The organism is Streptomyces sp. JLBJ103 (genome assembly GCF_058215575.1).
The window spans coordinates 5725935-5739157 of record NZ_CM177089.1 but is presented as its reverse complement, the minus strand read 5'-3'; the positions used below and the strand labels follow the sequence as shown (position 1 = coordinate 5739157).

Annotated in this window: 10 protein-coding genes; 8 read left to right on the top strand and 2 right to left on the bottom strand. The window is 72.6% G+C overall.

From position 1 onward, the window contains the following. Positions 1–12: 12 nt before the first annotated feature. From AC4BEG_RS25380 to AC4BEG_RS25355, 6 genes are all read left to right on the top strand, one after another. Entirely contained in the window at positions 13–1674 is a 1662-nt protein-coding gene (locus tag AC4BEG_RS25380) for a glycoside hydrolase family 13 protein (protein ID WP_490702056.1), read from the top strand. 25 nt (positions 1675–1699) lie between these two features. Continuing rightward, a complete protein-coding gene (locus AC4BEG_RS25375; RefSeq protein ID WP_490702055.1) occupies positions 1700–2752 on the top strand; it encodes a LacI family DNA-binding transcriptional regulator in 1053 nt (350 codons plus the stop codon). 115 nt (positions 2753–2867) lie between these two features. Then, positions 2868–3749: a phosphatase PAP2 family protein gene (locus AC4BEG_RS25370; RefSeq protein ID WP_490702054.1), complete on the top strand. Its 882-nt coding sequence runs from the start codon at positions 2868–2870 to the stop codon at positions 3747–3749. Positions 3750–3904: 155 nt separating this feature from the next. Next, a complete protein-coding gene (locus tag AC4BEG_RS25365; RefSeq protein WP_490702053.1) occupies positions 3905–4864 on the top strand; it encodes an HAD family hydrolase in 960 nt (319 codons plus the stop codon). A gap of 37 nt (positions 4865–4901) precedes the next feature. Next, positions 4902–6083 carry a threonine synthase gene (locus AC4BEG_RS25360; RefSeq protein ID WP_490707183.1) on the top strand — a complete coding sequence of 394 codons (1182 nt, stop codon included), beginning with the start codon at positions 4902–4904 and terminating at the stop codon, positions 6081–6083. Further along, a complete protein-coding gene (locus AC4BEG_RS25355) occupies positions 6080–6745 on the top strand; it encodes a helix-turn-helix transcriptional regulator (RefSeq protein ID WP_490702052.1) in 666 nt (221 codons plus the stop codon). Before AC4BEG_RS25360 ends, AC4BEG_RS25355 begins: the two co-directional genes overlap by 4 nt. Here AC4BEG_RS25355 and AC4BEG_RS25350 read toward each other — a convergent pair. Further along, positions 6730–7263, bottom strand: a complete 534-nt coding sequence (locus tag AC4BEG_RS25350; RefSeq protein ID WP_490702051.1) for a MepB family protein — start codon at positions 7261–7263, stop codon at positions 6730–6732. The two genes, AC4BEG_RS25355 and AC4BEG_RS25350, sit on opposite strands and share 16 nt — an antisense overlap. Before the next feature lie 106 nt (positions 7264–7369). Here AC4BEG_RS25350 and AC4BEG_RS25345 point away from each other — a divergent pair, with 106 nt between their 5' ends. Next, positions 7370–8473, top strand: a complete 1104-nt coding sequence (locus AC4BEG_RS25345) for a hypothetical protein (protein WP_490702050.1) — start codon at positions 7370–7372, stop codon at positions 8471–8473. Then, complete coding sequence (locus AC4BEG_RS25340) at positions 8470–9726, top strand: hypothetical protein (protein WP_490702049.1); 1257 nt, start codon at positions 8470–8472, stop codon at positions 9724–9726. Before AC4BEG_RS25345 ends, AC4BEG_RS25340 begins: the two co-directional genes overlap by 4 nt. Positions 9727–9796: 70 nt before the next feature. Here the strand turns inward: AC4BEG_RS25340 and AC4BEG_RS25335 are convergent, their stop codons facing one another. Then, positions 9797–13054, bottom strand: coding sequence for a bifunctional [glutamine synthetase] adenylyltransferase/[glutamine synthetase]-adenylyl-L-tyrosine phosphorylase (locus AC4BEG_RS25335; protein WP_490702048.1), 3258 nt, complete (start codon positions 13052–13054; stop codon positions 9797–9799). Positions 13055–13223 lie beyond the last annotated feature (169 nt).

Here is a 13223-nt window from a genome sequence, read left to right as displayed (position 1 = left end):
AGTTTCGCCGGTATGACCCAGGAGCTCACGACCTCCCTCCAGGCCGACAGCGCGCGACCGTCCGGGGGGCCCGGCTGGTGGCGCGACGCCGTCATCTACCAGGTGTATGTGCGGTCCTTCGCCGACAGCGACGGCGACGGCATCGGCGATCTGCGCGGAGCCCGCGAGCGGCTGCCGCATCTCGCCCGACTGGGCGCGGACGCCGTCTGGCTGACCCCCTTCTACGCCTCCCCGCAGGCCGACGGCGGCTACGACGTGGCGGACTACCGCGCCGTCGACCCCCTCTTCGGCACCCTCGCCGACGCCGACGACCTGGTGCGCACCGCCCATGAGCTGGGGCTGCGAGTGATCGTGGACGTGGTGCCCAACCACACCTCCGACCAGCACCCCTGGTTCCGGGACGCGCTCGCCGACCGGCCCGGCGGGGCGGCCCGCGCGCGCTACCACTTCCGCCCCGGCCGGGGCGCGGACGGCCAACTGCCGCCCAACGACTGGGAGTCGGTCTTCGGCGGCCCCGCCTGGACCCGTACCACCGATGCGGACGGCACCCCGGGCGAGTGGTACCTCCACCTCTTCGCCCCCGAGCAGCCCGACCTCAACTGGGACTGTGCCGAGGTGCGCATGGAGTTCGACTCGGTGCTGCGCTTCTGGCTGGATCTGGGGGTGGACGGCTTCCGTATCGATGTCGCCCACGGCATGGTCAAGGCGGCCGGGATGCCCGACATCGGTCGTACCGAACAAGCCAAGCTGATCGGCTCCCAGGTGCTGCCGTTCTTCGACCAGGACGGGGTGCACGAGATCCACCGCTCCTGGCGGCGACTGCTGGACTCCTACCCCGGTGAGCGGGTCGGGGTCGCGGAGGCATGGGCGCCCAGTCCCGAGCGGCTGGCGCTGTACGTCCGCCCCGACGAGCTGCACCAGGCGTTCAACTTCCAGTTCCTGAAGTGCCCCTGGGACGCGGAGGCGATGCGCACGGTGATCGACGAGTCGCTGGCCGCGACCGCGTCCGTGGGCGCCCCCACCACCTGGGTGCTCTCCAACCACGACGTGGTCCGGCACACCACCCGCTACGCCGACGGCAGCCCGGCCCGGGGCGTGCGCCGGGCCCGCGCGGCGGCCCTGCTCACCCTGGCGCTGCCCGGTTCGGTCTATCTCTACCAGGGCGAGGAGCTGGGCCTTCCCGAGGTCGTCGAGCTGCCGGACGAGTGCCGGCAGGACCCGGCGTTCTTCCGGACCTCCGCCGACGGACAGGACGGCCAGGACGGTCAGGACGGCTTCCGCGACGGCTGCCGGGTGCCGCTGCCCTGGTCCCGCTCGGGCAGCAGCTACGGCTTCGGCCCCGGCGGCAGCTGGCTGCCGCAGCCCGCCGAGTGGGCCGGGCTCTCGGTCGAGGCGCAGACCGGTGACCCGGGTTCTACGCTGGAGCTGTACCGCTCGGCACTCGCGCTCCGCCGAGAGCTGCCGGGCCTCGGCGACGGACGGATGACCTGGCTCCCCGCCCCGGCAGGGGTGCTCGCGCTGTCGCGCCCGGGGTTGGTGTGCACCCTGAACACCCTCGGGGAGGAGGTCGACATTCCACTTCCGGGGCGCGCGCTGCTGTCCTCCGCGCCGCTTGCGTACCGTGCCGCTACGGTGCGCATTCCTCCTGACTGCTGCGCGTGGTGGGCAATCTGACATGCGACCGGTACAGTCCAATCCCATGACCGCACGGCTCGCTGACATCGCAGCCCAGGCGGGGGTCAGCGAAGCCACCGTCAGCCGCGTCCTCAATGGCAGGCCGGGGGTGGCCACGGCCACCCGCGAGTCCGTCCTCGCCGCCCTGGACGTCCTCGGCTACGAGCGCCCGGTGCGACTGCGCCGGCGCAGCGCCGGTCTGGTGGGACTGATCACGCCCGAGCTGGAGAACCCGATATTCCCCGCGCTCGCCCAGGTGATCGGGCAGGCGCTGACCCGTCAGGGCTACACCCCGGTGCTGGCCACCCAGACCCCCGGCGGCTCGACGGAGGACGAGCTCACCGAGATGCTGGTGGACCGCGGGGTGGCCGGGATCATCTTCGTCTCCGGGCTGCACGCGGACACCTCGGCCGATATGCATCGCTATGACCAGCTGCGCGGCCAGGGTGTTCCGTTCGTGCTGGTGGACGGCTACGCACCGGCGGTGCGGGCGCCGTTCATCTCCCCCGACGACCGGGCGGCGATGCTGCTGGCCGTCACCCATCTGGTCTCGCTCGGCCACACCCGGATCGGGCTGGCGCTGGGGCCCAAGCGGTTCGTCCCCGTGCTGCGCAAGATCGAGGGTTTCCAGCAGGCCATGCGGGACCGGCTGGGGGTCGGGGCGGAGGAGTCCGCGCAGCTGATCCAGCATTCGCTGTTCACCCTGGAGGGCGGTCAGGCGGCGGCGTCCGCGCTGATCGACCGGGGCTGTACGGCGGTGGTGTGCGCGAGCGACATGATGGCGCTGGGGGCCATACGGGCCGCCCGGCAGCGGGGTCTGGGGGTCCCTCAGGACATCTCGGTGGTCGGCTTCGACGACTCCCCGCTGATCGCCTTCACCGATCCGCCGCTGACCACCATCCGCAAACCGGTGCAGTCGATGGGGCAGGCGGCGGTGCGGGCGCTGCTGGAGGAGATCGGCGGCACCCCGGCCCCGCCCAGCGAGTTCGTCTTCCTGCCCGAGCTGGTCGTCCGCGGCTCGACCGCCTCGGCCCACGGCCACCCGGCGCGGACCGGCGCCGCAGAGCGGACGACATAGCCGGACGTATCGCGTCGTACGCCGTATGAGGTACCCCCCGGACCGGTACATATGCGACCAGGAACCGTTTCGGGGATGAACTGCCGATGGGCCGCGTCTGGCAGACTGTTGCCCTATGGGTGAAGCGACTGTGAGGACCGCGGAGGGCCGGACGGCCACCCCGTCACCCATCGCGGCGACCGGGGCGTGCCCGGCGGGGCACACCACGCTGATGTCCCGGTTGCGCACCCCCGGCAGACCGCGTCTCTGGTTCGAGATCGTCCTGATCGCCGTCAGCTACTGGACGTACTCCCTCATCCGCAACGCGGTCCCGGAGCAGAAGTCCGAGGCGCTGCGCAACGCGGGCTGGGTCTGGCAGTGGGAGCACCGGCTCGGCATGGCCTTCGAGCACGGCGTCAACCACGCGATCGACTCGGTCAGCTGGCTGATCGTGGGCATGAACTACTACTACGCCACGCTGCACTTCATCGTGACGATCTGTGTGCTGGTGTGGCTCTACCACTGGCACCCGGGCCGCTATGCCGCCATCCGGCTGGTGCTGTTCGCCACCACGGGCGTGGCGCTGCTCGGCTACTACTTCTTCCCGCTGGCCCCGCCCCGGCTGATGAGCGGCGGCCACTTCATCGACACCGTGGTGGTGCACCACACCTGGGGGTCGATGGCCTCGGGGAACCTGGCCACGATGTCGAACCAGTACGCGGCGATGCCCTCGATGCACATCGGCTGGTCGCTGTGGTGCGGGATCGCCATCGCCACGCTGGCCCGGCCGGTGTGGGTGAAGGCGCTGGGGCTGCTCTATCCGACGGCCACCCTGCTGGTGATCGTGGCGACGGCCAACCACTTCTGGATGGACGCGGTCGGCGGTGTCATCTGTCTGTCCGTCGGCTTCTGGCTGTCCTACGTCTGGTACGGCACCACACCCGCCCGGCTGCCCAAGCAGGTGAGCGGACGGCGGGTGGCGGCCGCCGAGCGCGAGGGCGAGCTGCGAACGGCCTGACGGCCCCGGGCCCGCTGCCGCACCGTGTGATCGCCACTGCCTGCACGGTTTGATCGTCTCTTTCCGGCCCGCCATTCTGGTGCCGTTTTCCACCGAGTTCAGGGGCTCGATGTGGCGTGCGCGGCCGACGTGCCCTCCGCCGCGGACCGAGCACGATGAGCGTGACGAAAGGGACCACCGGCACCGTGCACACCGCCGACGCCGCCGCTTCAGCCGCCATGCCCGGCACCGCTCCCGAAACCGCCTCCGCGACCGCCCCCGCGACCGCCTCCGGGGCGGCTCGCCCCCTCCCCCGGCCGCGCACCGCGCCACCGCGCTTCCCGCTGGTGGCCACCGATCTCGACGGAACGCTGCTGCGCAGCGATCTGACGGTCTCGGCGCGCACCCGTGACGCGCTCGCCCTGACGCGGCGCCGCGGGTCGACGCATCTGGTGGTCACCGGGCGCCCGGCCACGTCCTGCCGGGAGTTCCTGGTCGCGATCGGCTACCGGGGGCTCGCGGTGTGCGGACAGGGCGCGCAGTTGTACGACGCCTCCGCCGACCGGCTGCTGGTCTCCGCGGCGCTGGACCGGGAGCGGGCCCGCTCGGTGGTGGAGCGTACGGAGGAGGCACTGGGCGCGGGGCCGCTGGAGCTGGCGGTGGTCACCGCGGCCCCCGAGAACCGCTTTGTGGTGACCCCGAGGTTCGCCGACCGCATACGCCCCGGGTGGGGAGTGGTCGAGGGCCGGGAGGAGCTGTGGTCCGGGCCGATCGAGAAGGTGCTGATGCGCCATCGGGAGCTGCCGGACGGGCTGGTCGCGGCGACGGCGGAGCGGATGGGCGGGGGCGAGGTGGCGGTCACCCACTCCGAGAAGGGGATGATCGAGGTGCTGCCCGCGGGCACCGACAAGGCCGTGGGGCTGCAACTGGCCGCGGACCGGATGGGGTTCACCCCCGCGGACACCATCGCCTTCGGCGATATGCCCAATGACATCCCGATGCTGAGGTGGGCCGGTTACGGGGTCGCGATGGGCAATGCCCATCCGGATCTGGTCGCGGTGGCCGATGAGCGGGCACCCGGCCATGACGAGGACGGGGTCGCGGTGGTGCTGGAACGGCTGTTCCCCCGTTCTTGAGCGGCTCCTATTGACGAGAGGTCTAGTTCTAAACAGAATATCTAAGGTGCAGCCCGCATCCGATTCCGCAGAACCCCACTACGTCGACGAGCGCTCCGGGGCCACGTACCCCCTGGACGATCCGCGCTGGCGCGGTGACGACGGCGCTCCGCTCACCGTCTCCCCGCTGCCCGGTATCACCCGCGAGCAGGTGGACACCGGGGACCGTTCGCTGTGGCGCTACCGGGCGGCCCTCCCGGTGCGCTTCGACGCCCCGGTGTCCCTCGGAGAAGGGTGCACCCCGCTGGTGGAGAAGGACTGGGGCGGGGATCGGGTCCACTTCAAGCTGGAGTGGTTCAGCCCCACCGGCAGTTTCAAGGACCGCGGCACCAGCGTGATGATGTCGCTGCTGCACCAGCGCGGGGTCCGGGAAGTCATCGAGGACAGCTCCGGCAACGGCGGTTCCTCGGTGTCGGCGTACTGCGCCGCGGCCGGGATCCGGGCCAGGATCCTCGTCCCCGAGGGCACCTCCCCGGCGAAGGTCCTCCAGAGCCGGGCCTACGGCGCCGAGGTCCAGGTGGTGCCGGGCGACCGGGACGCCACCGCGGCCGAGGCGCTGCGCCAGTCGGAGCACACCTCCTACGCCGGCCACAACTGGCATCCGTTCTTCCTCCAGGGCGTCAAAACACTCGCCTACGAGCTGTGGGAGGACCTGGGCTGCACCGCTCCCGACACCGTGGTGACGGTGGCCGGGGCAGGCAGCACCGTCCTCGGCTGCGACCTCGGCTTCTCCGAACTGCTGGCGGCGGGCCAGATCAGCCGCCGCCCGAGGCTGCTGGTCGCCCAGCCCGCCCACTGCGCCCCGCTCCAGGCGAGCTTCGCGGCGGGCACCGAGACACCCGTTCCGTTCGAGTACGCCCCGACCATCGCCGAGGGCACGTCCATCCAGGAGCCGGTCCGCCATACGGAGGTGCTGCGCGCGATCCGCCGCTCGGAGGGCGATATGGCCGCCATCCCCGAGGAGGACATCGCCGCGGCCGTGCGCCGGCTGGCCGCGATGGGCCTGTACGCCGAGCCCACCAGCGCGACCGCGGCCGCGGCCATCGATGTCTTCCGGGCGCGGGGCGCGATCCGCCCCGGGGAGACCACCGCCGTGGTGCTCACCGGCTCGGGGCTGAAGGCGGCCACCACGATGGCGGCGCTCTTCGCCCCGGAGGACGCGGGCGGTGCACCGCGATGACCGCACACCAACCGCCCCCGGAGCGACGGCCGGAGGGGACCGCCGAGGACGAACTGCTGCTGCGCGAGGCCGAGAAGATCGTGACCGCCATAGGCCGGATGTTCCCCGGGCTGTGCGAGGTGGTCCTGCACGATCTGCGCCGGCCGGACCAGGCCATCCGCGCGATCGAGAGCAATCTCTCCGGCCGCTCGGTCGGCGATCCCGCCACCGAACTGGGCCTCGCCCGGATCGAGGACCCCGACTTCCCCGGCATCGTCCAGAACTACGCCAACACCTTCCCCGACGGCCGCCCGGCCAAGAGCACCTCGATCGGCATCAAGAACAGCGCGGGCAGCTATGTGGCCGCGATCTGTCTCAACCTCGATGTCTCCCTGTTCGCCAGCGTGGCCCGCAGCCTCACCCATCTGGTGCGCACCGAGGAACAGGAACAGCCCCTCACCGAGACCCTCCGCGCCCGTACCGCCGCCGAGCTGCGCACCGTCGTCGAGGAGTTCGCCGCCGCCCGCGGCCAGACCCCGCGCAGCCTGGGCACCCCCGCCAAGAAGGAGCTGGTCCGCTCCCTGCGGGCACGCGGCTTCCTGGAGATGAAGCACTCCGTCCAGGTGGTCACCGAACTGCTCGGGGTCTCCCGGGCCACCGTCTACAACTACTTGCGGGGCTGATGGAGCGCCCGTGCGCGGTCGGTGTCGACGGGGCCCGCCGCGGGGATGTCCAGGAAGTGCTCCAGCTGCCACGCCTGGGTGGCACGGGCCTGACGGCTGGTGGTCTCGGCCCACGGCGGATAGACCCGGAAAGCCCGCTTCCCGCCGGTGCCGTCCGTCGAGACGATCCCCCGCTTACGGAGCACCTCACACGAGAACACGAACTGCCCGAAGCGGTCGCCCTCACGTGAGCTGATCACAAAGAGGTCCACCGCGTCCCCCGCGGCGAACGGCCGGATCGGCCCCTGCTCGGAGCGCTGCCACACCGTGACGAACTGACCCGTTTTTGTGGGGGTCGTCTTGGCCACCCGGAAGCGGACGGCCAGACCGTCCACCTCGAAGGCGCAGGCCGCGTACTCGGCGCTCTCCGGCTCCGGCACCGGCTCCGTGCAGGCGAAGCCACAGACGTCGTACACCAGGGCCTTCGCCGAGAGAAGGTCGCCGTGCACCGGCCCGCACCATGCCGCTTCTGTTCCCATGCACGCCAGAATGTCATCCGCCACCGACAGCCCTGTCCCCCGGGCTTCGCCGCGGTCTGTGATTGGATCGGCCGCCACACGGGGAACGGGGAAACGGGGAGGGATCATGAAGGGGTTTCCGCGCACGCGCCGCGGTCTCGCGGTCGCGGGCGCCTTGGCGGTATTGCTGGCCGCCGCCGGGGTCGGCACCTGGGCCACGGACACCTGGCCGTTCGAGGCCAAGGACCGGTACTGCTGGGGCGCTTGGGAGGAGGACAGCGGTCCGGAGTTCCTGGGCGAGGAGGCGTTCGCCGACGGCGAGGGCAGCCGTACCGCCACCGAGACCGCGCTCGGCCCGCGGCGGACCACCGGCCGGTGCACCGTGGCGATCCACGCCACTGACGACGACGACTACGACGGCTCCCACGACTCCGAGGACACCAGGATCGTCGTCACGTACGGACCCGCGCCCCGGGGCGCCGCACGGCGCATGGAGTGGATCAACGACTACCTCGGCGGCCGCGCGGTGCCGCTGCCCGACGGGCTGCCGGGTGCCACGGACGGCGGCCACGGACTGCTGGTCCTGCCCAAGCGCTGCGACACCCGCGACGGACGGCCGACCGCGGTGACGCTCGACGCCACCGCCAGCAGCTCCTCGGACGGCCACGCCTACCCGGGCACAGCGGGACTCGGCGGCTCCCGCTCCGTGGCCGAGCTGATGGTCTCCATCGCCAACCGGGCGATGGAGAAGACGGGTTGTGCCCCCGCGAAGCCCCTGCGCATCACCTCGCCGGTGCTCACCCTGGCCGAGGAACGGAGCACCCTCTTCACCCGCGCCTGCCGGATCAGGGGCCTGGAGTTCGACCGCGAGACCGCGGAGGACCTCGCGTACCAGGTCGGTACGGTCGGCCGCGACCTCCAGTCCTGTTCGGTGCAGACCGAGCGCGGCGAGGGCCGGATCTTCGACGCCCTGATGGTCTCCGACCCACGGCTCTCCGCCCTGTTCGACGGGACGACGGGCAGCAAGGCGGCCGCGCGCGGCTGGCGCGGCACCGGGGTCTTCGCCGACGGCTACAAGGTGGTGCGGGCCGACTGCGCGGGACGGCCCATGACCCTGCTGATGCTCAGCCCGTCCCAGCGCGAGAACACGCCGTACTTCACCGCTTTCACCGACGCCGTGACCAAGCGCGTCGGTTGTGCGCCCGTCGCACCGGGAGGTTCCGACCGATGACCGACACCGAGCACCCGGACGACGACGGGCAGACCGGCAACAAGCGGAACAACGAGGAGCCGGAGAACGGGGCCGCGGCCGAGCGGAAGGACACCGAGGCCGAGCCCGCTGCCGATCGCCCCTCGTGGCTGCCCGAGCGGCGGCAGCCCTGGTGGCACTGGCGGCGGCTGACCCGCGGCCGGTGGCGGCCCGCGCTGGCCGCCGCCGTGGCCGGGGCGCTGCTCGGCGGCACGGGGGTGGCCTGGCAGACGGGGGCGGGCCCGTTCACGGATGAGTCCCGCGCCTGCTGGGGCGCCCTCGGCAACGACGACGTGGCGGAGCTGTTCCACGGCCACACGGACATCGACGCGTCCGAGACCGCCATCACCACGGACCACATCGGAAGGGACGGTCCGTCCGGCAGTTGCGTCCTCAAGTCCCCCCGCGGCGCCCGGACGACGATCCGGCTGCGTCAGCTCGACGACCGCTTCGGCGGCGCGTCGGACCAGTGGGCCGACGCGTTCCTGTCCGCGCGGATGACCCCGATGGGCGGTGGGCTGCTGGGCATGGCCTCCGACACCCGCGCCTGGCTCGCGGTCCCGGAGGGCTGCGTCGGCAGCCCGCGGAACGGCGACCTGTCCCTGTTCGACGACGGCCCGACCGTCATCGACATCGACACCGGCTGGACGGTCTACCAGGACCGGGTGAACGCTGGGGAGCGCAACCGGCTCGTCCGTACCGTGGTCCGGCTGGTCAACCACTACATGGCCGACGAAGGGTGCGAGGGCACCCTCGCCGACCCGGTGGACCGCATGCCGGACCCGCCCCGCTTCCTGAGCGAGAAGTCCGGCGCGATCTGCGGCATCAAGGGGCTGAGCCTCCCCAAGGGCCGCCATGAGGACACCTCCTACGAACGCCCCCTGGTGACCCGGGGCGAGGGCCCGGTGCGCACCTGCGACCGGCATGTGCTCTTCGACCACCCCTCGCTGCGGCTGATGACGGTCCAGGACCCACGGCTGTCGGTGTTGTACGAGCGGCTCGCCTTCGAGGGCGGCAAGCCGATCAGGACCCCCGGTGACCGGGACGGATCCGGCTTCCTCCGCGATGACTTCGGGCTGTTCCAGGCCAAATGCCAGACCGGAAAGGTCACCTTCCTGGTACGCGCGAACGACGGAGAGCACCCCGGCGACATCCGCAAGCTGCTCCCCCGCTACGCGGGGGCCGAAGCGGACCGCATCGGCTGCGGTCCGCTTCGGATCAAGCTGCCCGCGTGAATCCGGGCCGCCGCCCGCTGGTCACCACGGCGGGCGGCGCGCTCGGTCAGCAGCCCGGCCGGTGCCCGGTTCAGCCCTCGTAGTCGTAGAAGAGACGTTCCACGACGGACCGCGCACGGCGGGTGGTACGGCGGTAGTCCTCGAGCATCTCTCCGACATGCCCTGGGCCGTAGCCCAAGTACCGTGCCACGGCGGCCAGTTCGCGGGATTCGCTGGGGAAGGTGTCGCCCGAGCGCCCGCGGACCAGCATCACGCCGTTGCGGACCCGGGTCGCCAGGACCCATGCCTCGTCGAGGGTCTGGGCGTCCTCGGTGCCGATCAGACCGGCGGCGTGGGCGGCGGCCAGGGCCTCGCGGGTACGGGTGGTGCGCAGCCCCGGCTCGGCCCAGCCGTGGCGCATCTGGAGCAGCTGGACGGTCCATTCGACATCGCTGAGACCGCCGCGGCCCAGTTTGGTGTGGGTGGTGGGATCGGCGCCGCGGGGCAGCCGCTCGGACTCCATCCGGGCCTTGAGCCGCCGGATCTCACGCACCGCGTCCTCGCCCAGGCCCTCGGCCGGATACCGCAGCGGGTCGATCAGCTCGATGAAGCGCTCCCCCAACTCCCGGTCGCCCGCGACCGGTTCGGCGCGCAGCAGCGCCTGGCTCTCCCAGACCAGCGACCAGCGGCGGTAGTAGGCGGCGTACGAGGCCAGGGTGCGTACCAGCGGGCCGGACTTGCCCTCGGGGCGCAGATCGGCGTCGATGAGCAGCGGCGGGTCGACGGTGGGGAGCTGGAGCAGCCGCCGCATCTCGTTGGCCACGGCGAACGCCGCGCGGGAGGCTTCCTGTTCATCGGTGCCCTCCCTCGGCTCGTGCACGAACAGCACATCCGCGTCCGACCCGTAGCTGAGCTCATGGCCGCCGAAGCGGCCCATGCCGATGACGGCGAAGCGGGTGGGGAGTTCATCGCCCCAGGTGTCGCGGACGGCGGCGCGCAGGGCGGCCGCGATGGTGGCCGCGTTGAGGTCGGACAGGGCGTCGCCGACCATGTCGGCCAGCGCCCCCGTGTCGGTGAGCGGCTCGTCCACGACGGCCGCCCCGGTGGGCCGGGCGGGCACATGCGGCTCGGAGTCCCGCAGCGCGCTGGGGACGTCGGGGCCGCGGCGCGGAGCGGCGGGCGCCGCGGGGGCGGCCGCGGCACGGGGCACGGTGCCGACGGAGCCCTCGTCGCCCGGCGGTGGCCAGCTCACCGTCGGCCGCACCGCGCCGTTCGCCAGCCGCGCGCTGTCGATGATGTCGGCAGCGGCGGTACGGAACAGCTCCCTCCGGCGCACCCCGCGCGCCGCCGCGACCGCCTGCTCGGCCCCGTCGGCGCGGCCCACCGCGGCCAGCACCTCCTGCTCCAGATGGCGCCGCCCGCGCGGCCGCAGCCCCTCCGGATCGCCGAGCAGGGCGACCGCCTCGGGCGCGCGCAGCAGCAGATCGGGGGCCAGCCGCCCGGCGGAGAGCACCCGGGCCAGGTTCTCCGCGGCGGCGCCCTCGTCCCGCAGTAGCCGCAGATACCAGGGGGTCTTGCCCAGCGCGTCGGAGACCTTGCGGAAGCCCAGCAGTCCCGCGTCCGGGTCCGCGGAGTCGGCGAACCAGCCCAGCAGCACCGGCAGCAGGGTGCGCTGGATCGCCGCCTTCCGGGTCACCCCGGAGGCCAGCGCCTCCAGATGCCGCAGCGCCGAGACCGGGTCGGCGTAGCCCAGGGCCTCCAGCCGCTGCCCGGCCGCCTGCGAGCTGAGCCGGGTCTCACCGGGCTCCAGCTGGGCGACGGCGTCCAGCAGCGGCCGGTAGAACAGCTTCTCGTGCAGCCGCCGCACCTCGCGCGCGTACCGCCGCCACGCGGTGCCCAGTTCGCTGACCGGCTCGGTGCGGAACCCCAGTGAACGGCCCAGCCGCCGCAGATCGGCCTCGTTCTCGGGCACCAGATGGGTGCGGCGCAGCCGGTACAGCTGGATGCGGTGCTCCATGGAGCGCAGAAAGCGGTACGCGGCGTCCAGCGCGGCGGCGTCGGAGCGGCCCACATAGCCGCCCGCGGCCAGCGCCGCGAGCGCGTCCAGGGTGGTGCCGCTGCGCAGCGACTCATCGGACCGGCCGTGCACCAGCTGGAGCAGCTGGACGGCGAACTCCACATCGCGCAGTCCGCCGGGGCCGAGCTTCAGCTCGCGGTCGATCTCGGCGACGGGGATGTTCTCCACCACGCGGCGGCGCATCTGCTGCACATCGGAGACGAAGTTCTCCCGCTCGACGGCCTGCCAGACCATCGGCGCGAGCGCGTCCACATACGCCTGGCCGAGCACGGCGTCGCCCGCGACCGGCCGGGCCTTCAGCAGCGCCTGGAACTCCCAGGTCTTGGCCCACCGCTGGTAGTACGCGACATGGCTGGACAGGGTGCGCACCAGCGGACCGTTGCGGCCCTCGGGGCGCAGATTGGCGTCCACCGGCCAGATGGTGCCCTCGACGGTCACGTCCGAGCAGATCCGCATCAGCCGGGAAGCCAGCCGGGTGGCGGCCTGCACGGCTTTCCCTTCCGCCCCATCCCGACCGCCGGCCTCATCGACGGCCTCCGCCACGAAGATCACATCCACGTCCGAGACGTAGTTGAGCTCCCGGCCCCCGCACTTGCCCATGCCGATCACGGCCAGCCGGCAGGCGGCGGCGTCCTCGGGCTGCTCCTCGGCCGCGATCTCCAGCGCGGCCCGCAGGGTGGCGGTGGCCAGATCGGCCAGTTCGGCGGCGGCCTGGGTGACATCGGTGGTGCCGCACACATCACGCGCCGCGATGGCCAGCAGCGCCCGGCGGTAGGCGATCCGCAGCGCGTCCGGCCGCGGCAGCTCCGCGCCCGGTCCGCTCCAGATGCCCTCGGCCAGGGCCTGCTCGAACTCGGGGGTGGTCGGATGCAGATCGGCGGGCTCGTACATGACCAGCGCGTTCCAGTCCCGCGGATGGCGGGCGAGGTGGTCGCCCAGCGCCTCGGAGGCGCCCAGCACCCCGAGCAGCCGGTCGCGCAGCGGCTTGGCGGTGACCAGGGTGTCCAGCAGCGCCCGCCGCGACGCGGCCCGCTGTGCGCCACTCTCCCCCTCCCCCGCCTCCTCGGGCAGCGCCTCGGCCAGCCGCACCAGCCCGCGTAGCGCCAGATCGGGATCGGCGGTCGCGCCGAGCGCCTCCAGCAGCACCGGGTCGCTGCGGACCGCGGACAGCTCGGGCACGTCCAGCAGCCGCTGGGCGGAGGAGGCGTCGGTGAAGCCGTGTCGGAGCAGCCGGGTGAAGTTGCTGCTCCTGCGTCCCTGCGGTACGGACATTCCGCACGCCTCCCGTCCGCCGTCGTGATCAACGCTCGGTGCCGAGCCTAAGCGACCGCGAGGGCGAAGCGGCAGGTCCCGGCCGGGACGGAAAACCCGTTGCCGCGGTGATCGACGGACCGCAGCCGCCCGTGGGATCCCCGGCCGGGCGGTTTTCTCATGCCATCGC